The sequence below is a fragment of the Sphingopyxis selenitireducens genome, assembly GCF_051550705.1.
GTDB lineage: Bacteria > Pseudomonadota > Alphaproteobacteria > Sphingomonadales > Sphingomonadaceae > Sphingopyxis.
Genome location: NZ_JBPULG010000001.1, coordinates 609366 through 626858, shown reverse-complemented (window position 1 = coordinate 626858; position 17493 = coordinate 609366). Strand labels below are relative to the sequence as shown.

21 protein-coding genes are annotated in these 17493 nt (G+C 64.1%); 10 read left to right on the top strand and 11 right to left on the bottom strand.

Annotated elements, in window-relative coordinates:
* Positions 1 to 19: 19 nt before the first annotated feature.
* From ACSYDV_RS02890 to ACSYDV_RS02875, 4 genes are read right to left on the bottom strand one after another with little or no spacing between them, the layout of a single operon-like run.
* The gene (locus ACSYDV_RS02890; protein WP_438322234.1) at positions 20 to 472 is read right to left on the bottom strand and encodes a hypothetical protein; all 453 of its coding nucleotides are present in this window, start codon (positions 470 to 472) and stop codon (positions 20 to 22) included.
* A 27-nt stretch (positions 473 to 499) separates the two neighbouring features.
* On the bottom strand, positions 500 to 1417 hold the full coding sequence (locus tag ACSYDV_RS02885; protein WP_438322233.1) for a hypothetical protein: 918 nt from the start codon (positions 1415 to 1417) through the stop codon (positions 500 to 502).
* A gap of 27 nt (positions 1418 to 1444) precedes the next feature.
* The gene (locus ACSYDV_RS02880) at positions 1445 to 2095 is read right to left on the bottom strand and encodes a CoA transferase subunit B (RefSeq protein WP_438322232.1); all 651 of its coding nucleotides are present in this window, start codon (positions 2093 to 2095) and stop codon (positions 1445 to 1447) included.
* Positions 2095 to 2805: a CoA transferase subunit A gene (locus ACSYDV_RS02875; RefSeq protein WP_438322231.1), complete on the bottom strand. Its 711-nt coding sequence runs from the start codon at positions 2803 to 2805 to the stop codon at positions 2095 to 2097. The genes ACSYDV_RS02880 and ACSYDV_RS02875 overlap by 1 nt, the downstream gene beginning before the upstream one ends.
* Positions 2806 to 2893: 88 nt before the next feature.
* Between ACSYDV_RS02875 and ACSYDV_RS02870 the strand changes: the two genes are divergently transcribed.
* Both ACSYDV_RS02870 and ACSYDV_RS02865 read left to right on the top strand, forming a co-directional pair.
* Positions 2894 to 3808 (top strand): LysR family transcriptional regulator, encoded by a 915-nt coding sequence (locus ACSYDV_RS02870; RefSeq protein WP_438322829.1) that lies wholly within the window; start codon positions 2894 to 2896, stop codon positions 3806 to 3808.
* A gap of 55 nt (positions 3809 to 3863) precedes the next feature.
* On the top strand, positions 3864 to 4679 hold the full coding sequence (locus tag ACSYDV_RS02865; protein WP_438322230.1) for a universal stress protein: 816 nt from the start codon (positions 3864 to 3866) through the stop codon (positions 4677 to 4679).
* On the opposite strand, the gene ACSYDV_RS02860 is transcribed toward ACSYDV_RS02865, so the two are convergent.
* The gene (locus ACSYDV_RS02860; protein WP_438322229.1) at positions 4676 to 5323 is read right to left on the bottom strand and encodes an HAD-IA family hydrolase; all 648 of its coding nucleotides are present in this window, start codon (positions 5321 to 5323) and stop codon (positions 4676 to 4678) included. The genes ACSYDV_RS02865 and ACSYDV_RS02860 overlap by 4 nt on opposite strands.
* Positions 5324 to 5441: 118 nt before the next feature.
* On the opposite strand from ACSYDV_RS02860, the gene ACSYDV_RS02855 reads away from it, so the two are divergent.
* Positions 5442 to 6188, top strand: coding sequence for an SDR family oxidoreductase (locus tag ACSYDV_RS02855; protein WP_438322228.1), 747 nt, complete (start codon positions 5442 to 5444; stop codon positions 6186 to 6188).
* Here ACSYDV_RS02855 and ACSYDV_RS02850 read toward each other — a convergent pair.
* Entirely contained in the window at positions 6178 to 7281 is a 1104-nt protein-coding gene (locus ACSYDV_RS02850) for a DUF2855 family protein (protein ID WP_438322227.1), read from the bottom strand. The genes ACSYDV_RS02855 and ACSYDV_RS02850 overlap by 11 nt on opposite strands.
* A gap of 97 nt (positions 7282 to 7378) precedes the next feature.
* Between ACSYDV_RS02850 and ACSYDV_RS02845 the strand changes: the two genes are divergently transcribed.
* A complete protein-coding gene (locus ACSYDV_RS02845; RefSeq protein ID WP_438322226.1) occupies positions 7379 to 7750 on the top strand; it encodes a DUF488 domain-containing protein in 372 nt (123 codons plus the stop codon).
* On the opposite strand, the gene ACSYDV_RS02840 is transcribed toward ACSYDV_RS02845, so the two are convergent.
* Positions 7747 to 8436, bottom strand: coding sequence for a VIT1/CCC1 transporter family protein (locus ACSYDV_RS02840; RefSeq protein ID WP_438322225.1), 690 nt, complete (start codon positions 8434 to 8436; stop codon positions 7747 to 7749). The two genes, ACSYDV_RS02845 and ACSYDV_RS02840, sit on opposite strands and share 4 nt — an antisense overlap.
* Positions 8437 to 8443: 7 nt before the next feature.
* Positions 8444 to 9364, bottom strand: a complete 921-nt coding sequence (locus ACSYDV_RS02835) for an SMP-30/gluconolactonase/LRE family protein (protein ID WP_438322224.1) — start codon at positions 9362 to 9364, stop codon at positions 8444 to 8446.
* Positions 9365 to 9410: 46 nt separating this feature from the next.
* On the opposite strand from ACSYDV_RS02835, the gene ACSYDV_RS02830 reads away from it, so the two are divergent.
* Both ACSYDV_RS02830 and ACSYDV_RS02825 read left to right on the top strand, forming a co-directional pair.
* A complete protein-coding gene (locus tag ACSYDV_RS02830) occupies positions 9411 to 10010 on the top strand; it encodes a TIGR02466 family protein (RefSeq protein ID WP_438322223.1) in 600 nt (199 codons plus the stop codon).
* Positions 10011 to 10161: 151 nt separating this feature from the next.
* Positions 10162 to 11595 carry an NAD-dependent succinate-semialdehyde dehydrogenase gene (locus tag ACSYDV_RS02825; protein WP_438322222.1) on the top strand — a complete coding sequence of 478 codons (1434 nt, stop codon included), beginning with the start codon at positions 10162 to 10164 and terminating at the stop codon, positions 11593 to 11595.
* A 44-nt stretch (positions 11596 to 11639) separates the two neighbouring features.
* Here ACSYDV_RS02825 and ACSYDV_RS02820 read toward each other — a convergent pair whose 3' ends face one another.
* Positions 11640 to 12404 carry an SDR family oxidoreductase gene (locus tag ACSYDV_RS02820; protein ID WP_438322221.1) on the bottom strand — a complete coding sequence of 255 codons (765 nt, stop codon included), beginning with the start codon at positions 12402 to 12404 and terminating at the stop codon, positions 11640 to 11642.
* Positions 12401 to 12784 (bottom strand): dihydroneopterin aldolase, encoded by a 384-nt coding sequence (locus tag ACSYDV_RS02815; protein WP_438322220.1) that lies wholly within the window; start codon positions 12782 to 12784, stop codon positions 12401 to 12403. The genes ACSYDV_RS02820 and ACSYDV_RS02815 overlap by 4 nt, the downstream gene beginning before the upstream one ends.
* Positions 12785 to 12874: 90 nt before the next feature.
* On the opposite strand from ACSYDV_RS02815, the gene ACSYDV_RS02810 reads away from it, so the two are divergent.
* From ACSYDV_RS02810 to ACSYDV_RS02795, 4 genes are read left to right on the top strand one after another with little or no spacing between them, the layout of a single operon-like run.
* Positions 12875 to 13378 carry a GNAT family N-acetyltransferase gene (locus tag ACSYDV_RS02810; RefSeq protein WP_438322219.1) on the top strand — a complete coding sequence of 168 codons (504 nt, stop codon included), beginning with the start codon at positions 12875 to 12877 and terminating at the stop codon, positions 13376 to 13378.
* A gap of 46 nt (positions 13379 to 13424) precedes the next feature.
* Complete coding sequence (locus tag ACSYDV_RS02805) at positions 13425 to 14009, top strand: DUF1285 domain-containing protein (RefSeq protein WP_438322218.1); 585 nt, start codon at positions 13425 to 13427, stop codon at positions 14007 to 14009.
* Positions 14009 to 14599, top strand: a complete 591-nt coding sequence (locus ACSYDV_RS02800; protein ID WP_438322217.1) for a CoA pyrophosphatase — start codon at positions 14009 to 14011, stop codon at positions 14597 to 14599. Before ACSYDV_RS02805 ends, ACSYDV_RS02800 begins: the two co-directional genes overlap by 1 nt.
* A 2-nt stretch (positions 14600 to 14601) precedes the next feature.
* The gene (locus ACSYDV_RS02795; RefSeq protein WP_438322828.1) at positions 14602 to 15804 is read left to right on the top strand and encodes a CCA tRNA nucleotidyltransferase; all 1203 of its coding nucleotides are present in this window, start codon (positions 14602 to 14604) and stop codon (positions 15802 to 15804) included.
* On the opposite strand, the gene ACSYDV_RS02790 is transcribed toward ACSYDV_RS02795, so the two are convergent.
* Positions 15777 to 17456 (bottom strand): putative bifunctional diguanylate cyclase/phosphodiesterase, encoded by a 1680-nt coding sequence (locus ACSYDV_RS02790; RefSeq protein WP_438322216.1) that lies wholly within the window; start codon positions 17454 to 17456, stop codon positions 15777 to 15779. The two genes, ACSYDV_RS02795 and ACSYDV_RS02790, sit on opposite strands and share 28 nt — an antisense overlap.
* Positions 17457 to 17493: the final 37 nt, after the last annotated feature.

Genomic DNA, 17493 nt, shown 5'->3' with positions numbered 1-17493 from the left:
CCGTCACCCTCGGAGCGGATCAGGGCGCAAGATAGCGCCACGCCTTGAAAGTCCCGACGGCATACACCGCGCCATAGACAAGGACGATCAGTGAAGACCAGACCGCGAAACTATCCGAATGCTGCGGACGCCACATATGCAGGGGTACGAAGATGATCGCGCGCAGCAGATAGATGGCCGTGATGACCAGCAGTCCGGTTCGCAGCAACGGCAGGCGCGGCAGCGAGCCCGCGCCCGAAAAGGCATAGGCGGCCCAGATCAGCAGGATGCCGGCGATCGCCAGCGTGACCAGCGCGGGTATCCATTCGCCTCGCGCGGCGGCACGCGCCATACCTTCGCCCGCCCCAAAGAAGCGGTACCATTCGGGACCACCCCATATGCAGCCCAGGTGGAGCAATGCGGCCCCCACCGACAGCCAGCCGCCAAGCTGTAGCCAGCTGGTTCCGGGGTTGGGTGACAGGGTGGTCAGCATTGCCTTCCCATCAATCGCTGGCAGGCATCATTTCGGCCCGGGAAAACCGCTGCGCCAATATGTATTCCATTTGACGCTCGGCGTCGGTTCCTCGCCAGCCGGTCGGCGGCGCAGCCACACGCTGACATCCGCATCGTCGGGATCGAATGCGGCGCCGTTGGTTCCTCTGCCGTCATAACCCGCAGCCGTGCGCTTGACCTTGTTGCAGAGGTCGCTCTCCTGATCGACCGACATACCCCTGATCAATACGTTGCAGCCATTGTTATAACTGCCGCGCCGAAACATGATGTCGACCGGCAATCCCTGATCCTCAGGCATGAGGTCAAGCTTTGCATCGATGTCAGGCGAGAGGTCCCATCGCGTCGATACGAACAAATAGCCATAGGGAGGCGGGTCGCCTTCGCCGGTCCATTGGAAGCGCGCCGACTTGACGATGAGCGCGCACATCGCGGTGCTGAAGGGCGATGAATATTCGACCTTTTCACAGTCTTCGACCCGGCCATCGGACCGGACGGTGAGCATCAGATCGGCGTCTTCATTTTCCTTCCCGGTCCAGCCCTCTGCCTGAACGTCGGCGACGGTCGGCGCAAATTGGAGCGTGCCGACTTCCTTGATCTGTGGCCCTGCCTTGCTCGCCGGAATGGGCGGGGGTGGCGGCGCCAGACTCATCGGATAGCGTGCGGGGGGCGACACCAATATGGCGGGCGACCCTTTGGGCAGTCGCAGCGGAACCGGGGGTGGCGGGGCCTTCTCCGGAGGGTCGAGAACGACACTCGGGGTTCTGACTATCGGTGGAGGCGGCGGAACCCATCTGATCGGTTTCGGTTTAACGACGGCCTTTTTCGCTGCCGCTTTGGCAGCAAGGTCGGCGCCCGGAACCGGCACCCCGATCAATAGACCCACGACCGCCACCGCGACCAGACCCGAACGCCCCTTGTTTGTCATCACTCCACCCTGACGCAATTCATCGCGTCATACAATATAATGCGCTGTTGTTTTCTCGGCGACTTCTTCCGCGGTCACGCCCGGGGCAAGCTCGATCAACCGGAAGGGGCTCGAATGATCGTCGCGTTTGAACACCGCAAGATCGGTGATAATCATATCGACGACATTCTTCCCCGTCAGCGGCAGCGTGCATGCCGGGATGAACTTCGGGCTGCCGTCCTTGGCATTATGCTCCATCACGACGATGATCTTCTTGACCCCGGCGACAAGGTCCATCGCGCCGCCCATGCCCTTGATCATCTTGCCCGGGATCATCCAGTTGGCGATGTCGCCATTTTCGGCGATCTCCATCGCGCCGAGCACGGTGAGGTCGATATGGCCGCCGCGGATCATCGCGAAGCTGTCGGACGAGCTGAAATAGGCCGACTGCGGCAATTCGCTGATCGTCTGCTTGCCTGCATTGATCAGGTCGGCGTCTTCCTCGCCCTCAAAAGGGAAGGGGCCGATGCCCAGCATGCCGTTCTCCGACTGGAGCGTCACTTCCATCCCCGCCGGGATGTGGTTCGCGACCAGCGTCGGGATGCCGATGCCGAGGTTGACGTAATAGCCGTCCTGCAGTTCCTTTGCGGCGCGCGCCGCCATATCGTCGCGGGTCCAACCCTTGGTGTCCTGGGCCATTATGCGGCATCCTTCTGGCGAACGGTGCGGAATTCGATTTTCTTGTCATATGGCGCGCCGAGGATCAGGCGCTTCACATAGATGCCGGGCAGGTGGATGCTGTCGGGATCGAGGCTGCCGACGGGGACAATCTCTTCCACCTCGGCGACGCAGATTTTCGCTGCGGTCGCCATCGGCTGGTTGAAGTTGCGCGCGGTCTTGCGGAAGATCAGATTGCCGCTTTCGTCGGCCTTCCAGCCCTTGATGATCGCGAGGTCGGCGAAGATTCCGCGTTCGAGGATATAATCCTGCCCGTCGAAATTCTTGACCTCCTTGCCCTCGGCAACCGCGGTGCCGACGCCGGTCTTGGTGTAGAAACCGGGAATGCCTGCGCCGCCCGCGCGGCAGCGTTCGGCCAGCGTGCCTTGCGGGCAGAATTCGACCTCAAGCTCGCCTGCCAGATACTGGCGTTCGAATTCCTTATTCTCGCCGACATAAGAGGAGATCATCTTTTTGACCTGCTTCGTGCGGAGCAGCTTGCCGAGGCCTTCGCCGTCGATGCCTGCGTTGTTCGACGCGATGGTCAGGTCTTTGGTCCCGGCGTCGCGGATCGCGTCGATCAGCCGCTCGGGGATGCCGCAAAGGCCGAAGCCCCCCGCGCAAATCTGCATGCCGTCGAAGAGAATGCCTTCGAGTGCGGCGGCGGCGTCGGGATATCGCTTGTTCGCCATGGAACGGGTTCCTCCTGTTGTCGGGGGTGACTGTGGCGCATCACAATCATCAATTCTAATCTTAGTAATTTTAGATTATTCATAAATGATGTCTATCAATCGCATCTCGCTCTATCATCTCGAAACCTTGTTGTGGATCGATCGGCTGGGGACATTTTCCGCGGCTGCCGAGCGGCTCAATACGACGCAGCCGGCGGTGTCGGCGCGAATGCGCGAGCTGGAACAGCGACTGGGGTCAAAGCTGTTCCGCCGCGACGGGCGCAGCATGTCGTTGACCGCCGCGGGGCGTAAGCTGGTGCGCGATTGCGACCCGTTGCTCCGCGATATGCAATTGGCGCTGCTCGGCAGCGGGGGTTTTGCCGAGGCGAGCGGGGTCGTGCGGATCGGCGCGGGCGAGATTGCGGCGGCGAGCTGCCTGCCGCCCTTCGTCGCGGCGCTGAAGGCCGAGATGCCAAACGTCGGGCTGGAGATCGAGATCGACCTGACCGCGAACCTGATCCAGCAATTGCTCACCGGGCGCACCGATCTGGCTTTCGCTGCGGGACCGATCGCGCATCCGGCGCTCAGGACCAGCCCGATCGGCGCGGTTGCGCTGGTCTGGCTGGCGAGCCCCGCGGTTGCGGCGGCGTTCGGCGGCGGCGATGCCATCCCGGTTCCGGTCTGGTCGCTTGCCAGCCATTCGCCGATCCACGGCCGGATGCGCGATGCGATTCAGGCCTCGCGTATCGCGCAGAAGTCGCTGAACCTGTGCAACAATGCCCGGATGATGATCGACATCGCCAAGGCCGAGGGCGGCGTTGGCATATTTCCCGAACCGATGGTTCGCGACGATATTGCGCGGGGGGCGCTGGTCGAGCTCGCCGATATGCCGGCGCTCGCGCCGGTTGAATTTCACGTTGCGATGCGCGTCGCCGATACCGAACCGGTGCTGATGCGGATCTTCGACGAGGCGGCCCGGCTGCGCCTGTCGGCCACGCGCAGCGACTTTGACGCCGATCAATGAACTGATGCGTATCCGCGTGCATTAGCCTATTATCAGACAACCACAGGAGGCCGATATGCGCTCGATTCTGGTTCACGCCGACAATGACGCCGCGTCCGAGGGACGCTATCAGGTCGGGCTCGACATCGCCCGGCATTTCGAGGGTCATGTCACGCTGATGATCGCGACTCCGCTCCAGCAATTTGTCAGTTTCGATCCTTTTGGCGGTACCTATTTCGCCGCCGAGGCGCTGGCGAAGGCGCAAGCTGACGACCTTGCCCTCGAAAGCCGACTCGCCGACCGGCTCGCCAAGGAAGATGTGCCGTGGACGATCGAAATGGCCGACGGCGATATCATCGGCGGCCTCGCAGGCGCGGCGGCGCTCGCCGACCTGACGATCGTCAGCCTGACGGGCCCGAAGCATGATCTTCGTCAGGGGCCGCCGATGCTCGCCGGCGACCTTGCGCTGGCGACACCAGTTCCGGTTCTCGCGCTGCCGGGTACGGCAAAGGCGATCGATTTCGATGCCCCCGCGCTGGTCGCGTGGAACGGCAGTCCGCAAGCCGCGCAGGCGCTGCGCGCCGCCTTGCCGCTGCTCGGCGGCGGGCGGCAGGTCGTGCTGGCGGCCGTGGGCGCCGAGGAGGAAGGCGCGTTCCCCGGCACCGATGCGCTACGCTATCTGTCGCGCCACGGCATCCACGCCGAGCTCGACCTCCTCGATCGCGGAGCGGCGCCGGTCGCCGAGCGGCTGGAGCAGGAAGCGCGCTCGCTCGACGCCGGGCTGATCGTCATGGGCGCCTTTGGCCACGGCCGGCTGCGCGAGACCCTGTTCGGCGGTACGACGCAAAATATGCTGAAAAACAGCGGCTTCCCGCTGCTGCTGGCGCATTAGGGCAGCGGTATCTCCAGCGCGGCGGACAGGTCGGCGAGCGCCTGTTCGCCGCTCGTCACCTTGATCGCATGCATGCCAAGCCCCGCGGCGGGTTTGCAGTTGATGCCGAGGTCGTCGAGGTAGATGCAGTTTTCGGGCTCCACGCCCAGCGCATCGCACATCATCCGGTAAATCGCGGGATCGGGCTTGCGCACGCCAGCCTTGCTCGATTCGATGACATGTTCGAAGCGCGCCATAATGCCCGCGACTTCGGCCGCCATCGTCTCGCTGCGCGCCATGCCGGCGCCCTTGCCCGACGGGACATTGTTGGTGATGCACCCGATCCTGAAACCCTTGACCTTCAGCGTATCGAGCGCGGCGACCATCGCGGGGCGCACCGCGCCCGCCAGCACCGCCAGCACCGCTTCGCCCTCCAGCTCATGCCCCATCGTCCGCGCTTCTTCGGCGAACAGGCTATCGAAGGTGGCGGCGTCGATCTCGGCGCGTTCGAATTTCGCCCAGGCGTTGTGGTCGGGATCCGCGGCGTTGACGCGGCGGACGAAATCGCGCGGCAGCCCGCGTTCCTCCTCCAGCCGGTTGAACGCTTCAAAGGGGGAGGCGGTGATGACGCCGCCAAAGTCGAAGATGACAGTTGAAAAGGACATGACAGCGCCATGCCGCGCCATGATCCCCAAGATCAAGGAAATTTGACCGCATGTTTCGGGACGCCGCCCTTCCGGGCGGATGGCAACACTACCTCCGAGATCATTTCGGAGGACCAGAATGCTGTTGGAGAATAAGGTTGTGATCATCACCGGCGCGAGTTCGGGGATAGGCCGTGCGGCGGCGCTGCTGTTTGCACGTCAGGGAGCCCGGCTTTTGCTCAATGCCCGCGACGGCGAGCGGTTGCGGCTCGTCGCGGACGAGGTGGCGGCCATCGGCGGCGAAGCGATCGTCGTGGCGGGCGATGTCGCGGATTCAGCGACGCATGCGGCGATCGTCGCAGCATCGGCTTGCTGGGGCGGGCCGGATATCGCGTTCAACAATGTCGGCATGACGGGCATCGCCGCGCCGCTGGCCGAACAGGATCCGGACAATTGGAACAGGGTGCTTTCGGTCAATCTCGGAAGCGCCTTTCTGGCCGCGCGGGCGCAGATTCCGGCGATGATCGCGCGTGGCGGCGGATCATTGATCTTTACCTCGAGTTTTGTCGGCAGCAGCGTCGGCCTGCCCGGCATGGCCTGCTATGGTGCGGCGAAAGCGGGCCTGCTCGGGTTGGTCAAGGGGATCACTGCCGACTATGCGGCGCAAGGCATCCGCGCCAACGCCCTGCTGCCCGGAGGGACCGATACGGCCATGGCGGGTAGCGCCGAGAACAAGAAATGGGCGGCAGGTCTGCACGCGATGAAACGCATCGCGCAACCCGATGAGATCGCACAGGCCGCGCTGTTTCTTGCCAGCGACATGGCGAGTTTCGTCACCGGGTCCGCGCTCTGGGCCGAGGGCGGAAATGCTGCGGTCAAGCTGTGACGACGATTCCCGCTTTCGGATCGGCGCTTCCCGACAGCATTTCCTGATAGGCGGCGAGCGCAGCCTCGCCACCGCCACGTTTGTCGATGGTGGCGAGGCGCGGCGCTACAGCCATGAACGCCAGCCATGCTTCGGCGATCTTCTGCCCGAAAACAGCGCCGCCCCAGTCGGCGATCCGTTTCTGGCTGCGTCCGGGCGCGAAAAAGCCCTGCCGTTCGGGGCCGGGCAGGCCTTCGCCATCGACTTGCGCATCCCAATGCGATTTGCCGACGATGATCGACGCCTCGAGCTGGTCGCCGAAATGGCTGTGCACCGTCCGCGTTACCGCGCCATTGCCCGCCATGTCGACGAGCGCGGCGGGGTTCGCGGCGTTCAGCGTCATGATCTGGTCGTAACTGATCACACGGTCGTAAATCCCCTGTGCGGCGAGCGCGTCGACATTGGCGGCGCTGGTCAGCCCGATCGTTTCGGGTCGTTCGGCGCGCTGTGCGAGCGCAAAGCCAAGCCCGATCGCGGTCTTGCTCGACGCGCTGGCGATCAAAATCTGTCCGGCGCCATAGTCGCCTTCATCCTCGAACTGGTCGGCGATCAGCCAGCCGGTCAGGAACAGGGGGCGGAACACCGGCCAATAATCATGATGTTCGGCGCGATAATCGGGCAGCGCCTCGATACGCTGATAATTGTTATATATGGGGGGCAGGGTGGTGCGCCGCGGCGTCACATCGACAAAGCCGGCGGGACCGGGCTTGCCAACCGTCAGCACGGCGTGGCTCGCCATGGGATAATAGCCGTAGAAACGATCGCCGACCGCGATGCCGTCGGCAGCGCTTTCGGTGACGGTGGCAAAGCCCCACACGGGCAGTCGCCCCGGTTCGCCGCGCCCGGAAAAGAAATCCCAATAACCCTGATCATTGCCGAACAGGCCCGACGGCTTGCCGAACACGGCATAGGTGATGTTGTTCGCGGTCATCGCATAGCTGTCGATCGCCACCCGGATCTGGCCCGGTTCCAGCGGCGTGGCGGGTTCGGCGAACAGCACGGCGTGGGTGATGTCGTCGCGATCGATATCGATCGCCCAGGCGGCATCGCTCATCTCTGTCTCCCATTCGAGAATCTTGCCCGCGAACGCGGGAAGGCCGATACAGTCGCAGAAGCGGGCGCCACTGACAATCGTCGAAGGGGACCAATATATGACAATCGCGGTCAAGCGTATCCACGAGCCCGCCGACGCAGCGGACGGCGCGCGCTTTCTGGTCGATCGCCTGTGGCCGCGCGGCGTGTCGAAGGAGCGTGCGGCGCTGGCGGCGTGGCTGAAGCCGCTGTCGCCGAGCAATGCGCTGCGCAAGACCTATCATGGCGAAACGGCGGATTCGGATACGGCCTGGGATGCCTTCCGCTGTGACTATTTCGCCGAACTCGATACGGGCGGTGAGGAGGTCAAGGCAGCGCTTTTCGTACTCGATGCTACGGCGAAGTCGGGCACAGTGACGTTGCTCTATGCGGCGAAGGACGAACAGCGGAACAATGCCGTCGCGCTGCGCGAATGGCTGGAACGGCGCTAGCCGACCGGGGCGTCGAACAGCGACCCGATCGCGATCGTCATGGCCATGGCAAGCGCGCCCCAGAAGGTGACGCGCATGACCGGGCGCAGGATCGGCGCATTCCCCGCCCACGCGCCGAGTGCACCCAATATCGCGAGGAAGACCAGCGACGCGCCCGAAACGATCCATGGCAGCGATGGCCCCGGAAACAGCATCACGGTCGCGAGCGGCAGCGCTGCGCCGATCGCAAAGCTCAGCGCCGAAGCCGCCGCCGCCTGCACCGGGCGCGCGGCCATCGCATCGGTCATGCCCAACTCGTCGCGCAGGTGCGTGTCGAGCGCATCATGTTCGGTGAGCTGAACCGCGACCTGTTCGGCGAGCGCGCGGTCGAGCCCGCGCTGTTCGTATATCTGGGTGAGCTCCTCCAGTTCGAACTCGGGGTCGGCGGCGAGATGGCGTTTCTCCAGCTCGACATCGGCTTTTTCGGCGTCGCCCTGCGAACTCACCGACACATATTCGCCCGCCGCCATCGACATCGCGCCCGCGACAAGGCCCGCGATGCCGGTCACGAGGATCGAAGATTGCGCTACGCCGGCCGCCGCGACGCCCGCGATCAGGCTCGCGGTCGAAACAATCCCGTCATTGGCGCCTAAGATCGCGGCGCGCAGCCAGCCGATCCGCGTAACGGCGTGGGTTTCTTCGTGCATATTGCCCCTAATATTGAAGCTGGAGTCCGGGTCGCACCCAACGTGTCTTCACCAATCGTCCCGTACCCGACAGGGTAAGATAGGCATCCTGTCGATCCGATCCGCCAAAGGCGATATTGGTGGTGAAAATATCGTCGGTTGCAACAAAATCAACAAGTTCGCCCGCGGGCGACACGATACTGATTCCGCATTCGCCGATCGTCGCGACGCAGATATTGCCCGATGCCTCCATCGCGAGGCTGTCGAAGAATTTATAGCCCGCGGGACGATAGAGCGGGATGCCGGGACCGCCGGGACCGGCATCGGGGGCGACTTTGCCGGGCGCCGTGATATTGAACTTCATCAGACGGCAGGTGTAGGTTTCGGCAGCATAGAGGGTGCTGCCGTCGGGCGACAGGCCGACGCCATTGGGGTTGTTCGACGGGAAAATCACTTCCTCGATGAAGCTGCCGTCGGCCTTGGCATAGAAGATGCCGACGATGTCGTGGCTGCGCGTGGCATAGTCGATCTTGCCATGATCGGTGAACCAGAAGCCGCCGTGGGCGTCGAAGACAATATCGTTGGGGCCGCGCAGGGTCACGCCATGGTCGCCCGACTTGTAGAGGATTTCGACTTCGCCGGTTTCGATATCGATGCGTTCGATCCGGCCGCCCGAATAATCCTGCGCAATGCCATGTGGCGCGAGATAGCCGTTCGATTCGACATAGTGAAAACCGCCATTGTTGCAGCAGTAGAGCTTGCCGTCGGGGCCGAAGGCGAGGCCGTTGGGACCGCCGCCGGGGCTCGCGATGACCTCTTTCCTGCCGCCCGGCCAGCAACGCGTGATCCGCCCCGCTTCGATCTCGACCAGAATGACGCTGCCATCGTCCATCACCACCGGCGCCTCGGGGAAACGCAATCCGTCGGCGATCAATTCAAACTCGGCCATCCTCGTCTCCCTTGCTCTTGCACATTGGCTGTGCTTTGCGCGCATCATGCCCGTTCGCACGCTCTTCGCCACAAATTTCTACGAAGCCGATATCGGCACGCCCGATCTGATCGAGGAGTTGGAGGAGAGCAGCCGCCTGTTCGCCGAGGAGGATGGCGCGGGACGGCGGTGGAGCCGCGAGCATGGCTATAAGGGCTATACCAGCTACGCCAGCCTCGGCGACCTGCCCGAGCGCGACCCGGCCTTCTACGATCTCAAGCGCCTGCTCGACAAGCAGGTGAAGGCCTTTGCCAAGGCGTGTCATTTCGATCTCGCGAAGCCGCTGAAACTCGACAGCCTGTGGGTCAATGTCATGAAGCCCGGCGGCACGCACAGCGGGCATATCCACCCGCACAGCATCGTGTCGGGGACTTTCTATGTTGCCGTCCCGCCGGGGTCAGGGGCGCTGAAACTCGAAGATCCGCGCCTCGCCATGTTGATGGCGGCGCCCGGCCGCACCGACGACGCGCCCGAATGCCTGCTGCCCTTCGTCTATGCTGAACCCGCGGCGGGCCGCGTCTTTCTGTGGGAAAGCTGGCTGCGCCACGAAGTGATGCCACACAGCGGCAAGGGCGAACGGATTAGTATCAGCTTTAACTATCGCTGAGCCGTCTTATATGGTCCTGCGTTAGACCAAACCCTCTTTCCGTTCGCGTCGAGCGAAGTCGAGACGCTTCTCGACCTTGCCCAACGACGATGGGTGTCTCGACTTCGCTCGACACGAACGGACCTGAAGGGCGTTCAGAGAAAGAAGCTCCATGACCGCGACCTACGACGCCGACCTGCAACTTTTCATCGCCGGTGCATGGCGGAGCGGTGAGGGGCGCGAGGGGCGGCCGGTGTATAACCCCGCGACCGCTGGCACGATCGCCGAACTGCCGGTGGCGACCGCGGCTGACCTTGATGATGCGCTTGCCGCAGCGGATCGCGGCTGGCCCGCATGGCGCGCCAAAACCCCCGACGAGCGCGCCGCGCTGATGCACAAGGTCGCGGGCCTGATCCGCGACCGCGTCGATCATATCGCGACGCTGCTGACCCTCGAGCAGGGCAAGCCGATCGCCGAGGCGCGCGGCGAGGTGCTGTCGGCGGCGGGATTGTTCGATTATTTCGCCGAACAGGGCAAGCGCATCGACGGCCGCGTGCTCCAGCGTCCGGCGGGGCAGCGCGCGATGGTGCTGAAGCAGCCCGTCGGTCCGGTCGCGGGCTTCAGCCCGTGGAACTTCCCGGTCAATCTGATGGTCAAGAAGATTGCTCCCGCGCTCGCGGCAGGCTGTGTTGTGATCGCCAAGGCGCCCGAAGAAACCCCGGGCTGCACCAGCGCGATCATGCGCTGTATCGTCGATGCGGGCGTACCGGGCGACGCCGTCCAGCTCGTCTATGGCGATCCCGACATGATCAGCCGCCATCTGCTGGCGAGCCCGGTGATCCGCAAGGTCAGCTTCACCGGATCGACCGCGGTCGGCAAGCATCTGATGAAGCTTGCCGCCGATGGCGTGAAGCGGATCACGATGGAGCTCGGCGGCCATGCCCCGGTGCTGATTTTCGACGATTGCGACCTCGAAGCCACGCTCGACAAGGTCGTGTGGCAGAAATTCCGCAACGCGGGGCAGGTGTGCATCTCACCGACCCGCTTCTATGTTCAGGACGGCATCTACGACGCTTTCGTGAAGGGCTTCGCCGAACGCACCGCGAAGGTGAAGGTCGGCAGCGGGCTCGACGCCGATACGCAGATGGGGCCGCTCGCCAATGCGCGGCGCGTCCCGGCGCTCGAAGCGATGGTTGCGGACGCCAAGGCGAAGGGCGCGCGCGTGATCGCGGGCGGCGAGGCCGGCGAAGGCGGCTATTTCTTCCAGCCGACCGCGATTGCCGATGTGCCGCTCGACGCCGATGCGATGAACAATGAGCCCTTTGGTCCGATGGCACTGATCCGCCCGTTCGGGACCGAGGATGAGGCACTGGAACAGGCGAACCGACTGCCCTATGGCCTCGCCGCCTTTGCCTTCACCGAAAATGGCCGCCGCATCAACCGCATCGCTGATGGTCTCGAAAGCGGGATGGTCGGGATCAACAGCTTCGTCATCTCGGCGCTCGATGCGCCGTTCGGCGGGATCAAGGAATCGGGCTTCGGCAGCGAGAGCGGCCCCGAGGGGCTTGAGGGCTATCTCGTCACCAAGGCGGTGCATATTTATTGATGCAGATGATCCTCCCTGTCGCGTAGCGATGGGGAGGAAATTATTTAATCGCGGTCCAGCGCCACGAAATCGCGGCCCATCGGTGCCAGATGCGCGCCGCCGTCGACGAAGATCGTCTGACCCGTCACCGCTTCGGCGCGCGCGAGATAGATGACGGCATCGGCGATCTGCGCCGGGGTCGGCAGTGCGCCCAGCGGCATCCGCGCCGCCAGCCGCTCGACCTGCGCCGCGCTATAATCGTCGGTCGCGATTGTCAGTCCGGGGGCGACCGCATTGATCCGCGCCTTGTCGCCGAATGCCACCGCCAGCGTCCGCGTGGCCTGCCACAGCGCTGACTTCGACAGGCTGTAGGCGATCTGGTCGGGAACCGGCTGCGCGACGCGCTGATCGACGATGTGGACGATCGCGGGACGGCTCTTTCCCTCACTCGCCGCGACCAGCGCCTTCGCGAGCATGACCGGGGCGTGATGGTTGACCTGCATCATCGCGGCGAGCGCATCGGTGGACAGATCGGTCCATTCCCCCTCGGCGAACAGCGCGGCGTTGTTGACGAGCAGATCAGGCGCGCGGCCGAATTTTTCGATCACTGCGGGGATCAGTGCATCGACCTCGACCGGGTTCGCGAGGTCGGCGGCGAAGCGGTGGCTCTGCGCCCCCGTCGCAGCAAGCGCTTCGGCGAGCACCGGATCGGCCTCCGCCGCCGTGCGTTTGTGCAGCGCCAGCGCATAGCCTTCGTGCGCCAGCCGCGCCGCGATTGCGGCACCGACGCGGTGCAGACCGCCCGTGACCAGCGCCAGCTTCTGCGTCATTTGCGCGTGCCCGAACGACTTCGGCGCATTGTGATGCCAATCTGTTCGCCTTCCTCGGCGATCGCGAGCTTGACGATCTTGACCTCGACCTCTTCGACCTTGTCGTCCTGCAGGAACAGAGTGTCGATGATATGGTCGGCGACGCTTTCGATCAGCACGAAATGGACATCCTTGGGGATACCCTCGGTCGCCGCGAATTTCAGGTGCATGTAATTTTTCGACGCGTTCAGCGGCGTGGTTGGATCATAATGATCGGCCATCGCCAGCTTCGCGCGCACCGATATGCGCAGCGGCTGCGGCAAATGGGTTTCTTCGGAGTAAATGCCGGTCAGCACCTGGACGGTCAGCCCGTCCACTTCCAGCCATAATGTATCGGTCACGCGATCATCCTGTCGAACGGGGACGACATTCGGCTTTGCAATACCGACGCCGGACCCTAAAGCGCCGCCGCATTAGCGAAAGGGCAAGCGTTGGTCGAGTTACTTCCATTGGCAGAGATAGATGTGCAGGCGGTCGAGGATTTGCTCGACGCGGCCTTTGGTGCCGACCGGTTCGGACGCACCGCCTATCGCCTGCGCGAAGGAAGCGCCGCCGTGCCGGACCTCAGCTTCGCGTTGGTCGAGGGCGGCCTGTTGATCGGCACCATCCAGTGCTGGCCGGTCGTCCATCAGGCGGCGGATGGCGCGGCGACCCCGCTCGTCATGGTTGGCCCCGTCGCGGTGCGCCCCGACGTCCAGCGTGGAGGGCACGGCCGCGCGTTGATGGCGCATATGCTGGATGCTGCGGAGACCCGGGCCGATGGCGCGTTGATGATGATCGGCGACCCCGAATATTATGGCCGCTTTTTCGGCTTCGACGCCGACGCGACAGGCGCGTGGGATTTGCCGGGGCCCTTCGAGCGCCGCCGCCTGCTTGCGCGCGCGGTCAACGGCCATCAGCTGCCGATGGCGGCCGGGATGATCGGCGCGCGTTGACCCGCGCGGGGGTTGCGCCCACGGCTCGTCTGCCTATGTCGGATATATGGTCAGTCCCGCCCCATCGCTCCCCAAAGATTTTTCGCAACTGTCGCTGACCGAGGCCGCCGAATTGCTCGCGGCCCGCAAACTCCCGCCGGTCGATACGTGGCATCCCGATCATAGCGGCGACAGCGCGATGGAGATTCGCGCCGACGGCAGCTGGTATCATGAGGGCGGCCGCATCAACCGTCCGGCGATGGTCAAGCTGTTCTCGACGATATTGCGCCGCGAACCCGATGGCGGCCATGTTCTCGTCACCCCGGCGGAAAAGCTGAACATCGCGGTCGAGGATACCGCCTTTCGCGCGGTCGAGATGAAGAGCGAGGGGACAGGCGAAGGACGCAAGCTGGTCTTTCGCCTCGATACCGACGATCTGATCATCGCTGGCGCCGATCATCCGCTGAGTTTTGGCGGTGACCCCGATCATCCCGACCCGCGCCTTCATGTTCGCGGCGCGATCGGAAACGGGCTGGAGGCGCGGATCGACCGTGCGCTCTATTATGAGATTGTCGATATCGCGCTCGCCGAGGAGGGCGACCCGCTTGCCATCTGGTCGAATGGTGCCCGCTTTCCGCTGGTGGACGTCTGATGCTGTCGGAAAAATTGCGCGTCGCGCTCGCCAATCTGCTGCCCGACGTCGGGGAGGACGAGGCTTATCTGTCCGATGGCGCCGGCACGCTGCGCGATGCGGCGGTGCTGATCGCCTTTACCGACCGTCCCGACCCCGGTGTCATCCTGACCCAGCGCCCGCAATGGCTGCGCAGCCATGCTGGGCAGGTGGCCTTTCCGGGCGGCAAGATAGACCCTGGCGATCGCGATGCGGTCGATGCCGCGCTGCGCGAAGCGGAGGAGGAGATCGGGCTGAACCGCCGCGACGTGATGATCGCAGGCCCGACCGAGGCCTATCGTTCGGGCAGCGGCTATCACATCACCCCGGTGCTGGGCGTCATTCCGCCCGACCTGCCGCTCGATCCCAACCCGGACGAGGTCGAGGACTGGTTCGAGGTGCCGCTCGACATCCTCTTCGACCCGGGAAATTATGTGCAGCAGCATGCCCATTTTCAGGGCCATGACCGGCATTATTATGACATGAACTGGCAAGGGCGACGGATTTGGGGCGTGACGGCGGGGATCATCATCAATCTGGCGCGGCGGATGCCGGCGGGGTGGCACCGGTGACGATGCTTCCGGACGCCGAATGGCGCACCCGCCCGGGGCTCCGCCGCATCGTTGCGGCGCTGTCCGCTGATGGCGGCGCGGTGAAAATTGTCGGCGGCGCGGTGCGCGATACGCTGCTCGGCCTTGGCGTGACCGACATTGATATGGCGACTCCGCTGCTTCCGGATGAGGTAACGCGGCGGCTGGAGGCGGCCGATATCAAGGTGATCCCGACCGGCATCGTACATGGCACCGTCACCGCGATCGCGAGCGGCGATCACCATGAGATCACGACGCTGCGGCGCGACGTGGAAACCGACGGACGCCGCGCGACTGTCGCTTTCGCCGACGACTGGCGCGAGGATGCGGCGCGGCGCGATTTCACGATCAACGCGCTATATGCCGACGCCGACACCGGCGCTGTCGATGACTGGTTCGGCGGCATCGCCGATCTGAACGCAGGGCGGATTGCCTTTATCGGCGACGCCGCGACGCGGATTGCCGAAGACCATCTGCGTATCCTGCGCTTTTATCGTTTCGCCGCGCGCTTCGGACGCGGCGATTTCGATGCGGTCAGCCATGATGCGGTGATCGCGGCGCGCCAGTCGCTTAAAAGCCTGTCGCGCGAACGCATTGCCGACGAGCTTTTAAAGATATTGGCGCTGCCCGATCCGCGCATGATCGTGGGCCAGATGGCTGCCGATGGCATTTTCGCGGTGCTGCTGCCCGAACTCGACGCGGGTTTCGCCGATGCGTTCGACCGGCTGCTTGCGAATGAAATCGAAACCGCGGTGGAACCAGCGTCGCTGCGCCGCCTGTCGGCGTTGCTTCCAGCCGATCCGGCCATCGCGGAGCAGGTCGCGAGCCGGCTGCGGTTTTCGACGCGTCAGCGCAAGCATCTTGCAGCGGTCGCCCGCCATCGGACCGACACCGCGCGACCTGCGCGCCAGCTCGCCTATGAGATTGGCGTCGATACGGCGCGCGACGTCCATCTTCTGGGCAGCAACAGCGCTTCGGCAACGGCGGCTGTTGCCGCGCTCGACGGATGGGAAGCGCCGATGCTTCCTGTGAAGGGCGGAGACATTGTCGCACGCGGAATTGGCGTTGGCCCGGAGGTCGCGCGCATATTGAAAGCGATCGAGGCGGCCTGGGTGGTGGAGGATTTCCCGGGCGACGAGCGCGTCGCGAAGCTCGTCGATCAGATGATCGGGCGTAGCAGCGACTGACGCCAATATTGAAACGCGGCGGCGCTGTCCATCGGCCGCGCGAACAGGAAGCCCTGCCCGAAATCGCAGCCGAGCGCCGACAGGAGTCGCGCCTGATCGGCGGTTTCGACGCCCTCGGCGGTCGTTTTCATTCCCAGCACTTCGGCAAGGCTTTGAATCGTGCGGACGATCGCCACCTTGTCGCGGTCCTCGACCATATGTTCGACGAAGCTGCGGTCGATCTTGAGCACGTCGATCGGCAGGCGCTGCAAATAGGCGAGGTTCGAATAGCCGGTGCCGAAATCATCCATCGCCACGCGGGTCTCCAGCGTCTTCAATTCGCTGAGCACCGACATCGCAAGGTCGGGATCGCCGATAATTGCGCTTTCGGTCAGTTCGATCATCAACCGTTCGCCGCCGATGCCATTGTCGGCGAGCGCGCTGCGCACAACCGCCGCGATATCGTCGCGGACGAGCTGGATTGCGGACACATTGACCGAGAAATAGCAATCGACGGGCTCGCCGTCATTTTGGCTGTCCCAGTCGGCGATCACCGCCGCCGCCTTGCTGATCGCCCATTGGCCGAGCGGGACGATCAGGCCCGAATCCTCGGCGATCGGGATGAATTCGGTGGGCGATATGGCCTGACCGTCGTCATGATCCCAGCGTGCCAGCGCCTCGAAGCCCGCGACCCGGCCCGAGGCCAGTTCGATCAGCGGCTGAAAGGCGAGGTGGAGCCGGTCCTCCTCGATCGCGTTACGCAGCGCAGTTTCAAGTCCGAAGCGATTGTCCGACAGGATTGCAGCTTCGGGCTCGTAAATTTCGATCCGGTCGGTCTGCTTCGCGCGTTTCAGCGCGATCTGTGCGTGGCGAATCTGGTCTCCGATAGCGGTGTCAATTGCGGGCTGAATCGCACAGCCAAGCGCGCAATCGACGCTGACTTTCAGTTCGCCGATGCGAAAGGGGTGGTCGAAACAGCCGCGGATGCGCCGCGCCATTTCGCGAACATCGGCTCTTCCGCCCGCGACGCGTGACGAAATCGCAAATTCGTCGCCGCCGGTGCGCGCCAATATGTCGCCGCTGCGCAGGCTGGATTTCAGTCGCCGCGCGACCGTGATGATCAGCTCATCGCCCGCCATCGGCCCGATATGTTCGTTGATACGGCTGAACCGCGCGAGGTCGAGCAGCAGGATCACATGATCGGCAGGGCCATCGCCCGCCGCGCGCTGTTCGACCAGTTCGGCGAACCCGGCGCGATTGGGCAGGCCGGTCAGGCTGTCCGACACCAGTTCGCGGCGCAGGTTGCGCTCTGTCATCATTTCCTGGGTGCGGTCGATCAGCGTCAGCAGGAACAGCCCGTCATCGTCGGTCTCGGTCTGCAGCGGCCCGATCGACCCGCGCAGGTCGCGCGCCGCGACGCCTTCGCCCAGCTGGCAGGAAAATTCCTGGGAACGATCGGGATATTGTGCCGCTCGTTCGATAGCGCGCAGCAATTCGATCGGAGCATCGGCCCCGGCGGGCGACAGCTTCAATCGGTCGAATGCAGTGTTGCTGGCATGAAGACGAAAATTGCCGCGTGTCAGCGGACGGATAAGCGCCGCCGGAACCGGCAAAGCGTCGATCCAGCCGACAAACAGCAAGGGCCGGTCTTCGCCGGTTTTATCAATAGGCATAATAGCGGGTGTTGCGCGACCTTTCCCCATTGGCAAG

Coding starts and splice junctions, on each gene's coding strand:
- ACSYDV_RS02850 (WP_438322227.1), bottom strand. CDS start 7,281: ATGAGCGATGCCGCCTGGGCGATCGATATCGATCGCGACGACATCACC.
- ACSYDV_RS02845 (WP_438322226.1), top strand. CDS start 7,379: ATGACAATCGCGGTCAAGCGTATCCACGAGCCCGCCGACGCAGCGGAC.
- ACSYDV_RS02885 (WP_438322233.1), bottom strand. CDS start 1,417: ATGACAAACAAGGGGCGTTCGGGTCTGGTCGCGGTGGCGGTCGTGGGT.
- ACSYDV_RS02805 (WP_438322218.1), top strand. CDS start 13,425: ATGGTCAGTCCCGCCCCATCGCTCCCCAAAGATTTTTCGCAACTGTCG.
- ACSYDV_RS02880 (WP_438322232.1), bottom strand. CDS start 2,095: ATGGCCCAGGACACCAAGGGTTGGACCCGCGACGATATGGCGGCGCGC.
- ACSYDV_RS02890 (WP_438322234.1), bottom strand. CDS start 472: ATGCTGACCACCCTGTCACCCAACCCCGGAACCAGCTGGCTACAGCTT.
- ACSYDV_RS02820 (WP_438322221.1), bottom strand. CDS start 12,404: ATGACGCAGAAGCTGGCGCTGGTCACGGGCGGTCTGCACCGCGTCGGT.
- ACSYDV_RS02835 (WP_438322224.1), bottom strand. CDS start 9,364: ATGGCCGAGTTTGAATTGATCGCCGACGGATTGCGTTTCCCCGAGGCG.
- ACSYDV_RS02855 (WP_438322228.1), top strand. CDS start 5,442: ATGCTGTTGGAGAATAAGGTTGTGATCATCACCGGCGCGAGTTCGGGG.
- ACSYDV_RS02795 (WP_438322828.1), top strand. CDS start 14,602: ATGCTTCCGGACGCCGAATGGCGCACCCGCCCGGGGCTCCGCCGCATC.
- ACSYDV_RS02860 (WP_438322229.1), bottom strand. CDS start 5,323: ATGTCCTTTTCAACTGTCATCTTCGACTTTGGCGGCGTCATCACCGCC.
- ACSYDV_RS02830 (WP_438322223.1), top strand. CDS start 9,411: ATGCCCGTTCGCACGCTCTTCGCCACAAATTTCTACGAAGCCGATATC.
- ACSYDV_RS02790 (WP_438322216.1), bottom strand. CDS start 17,456: ATGCCTATTGATAAAACCGGCGAAGACCGGCCCTTGCTGTTTGTCGGC.
- ACSYDV_RS02840 (WP_438322225.1), bottom strand. CDS start 8,436: ATGCACGAAGAAACCCACGCCGTTACGCGGATCGGCTGGCTGCGCGCC.
- ACSYDV_RS02825 (WP_438322222.1), top strand. CDS start 10,162: ATGACCGCGACCTACGACGCCGACCTGCAACTTTTCATCGCCGGTGCA.
- ACSYDV_RS02870 (WP_438322829.1), top strand. CDS start 2,894: ATGTCTATCAATCGCATCTCGCTCTATCATCTCGAAACCTTGTTGTGG.
- ACSYDV_RS02800 (WP_438322217.1), top strand. CDS start 14,009: ATGCTGTCGGAAAAATTGCGCGTCGCGCTCGCCAATCTGCTGCCCGAC.
- ACSYDV_RS02865 (WP_438322230.1), top strand. CDS start 3,864: ATGCGCTCGATTCTGGTTCACGCCGACAATGACGCCGCGTCCGAGGGA.
- ACSYDV_RS02875 (WP_438322231.1), bottom strand. CDS start 2,805: ATGGCGAACAAGCGATATCCCGACGCCGCCGCCGCACTCGAAGGCATT.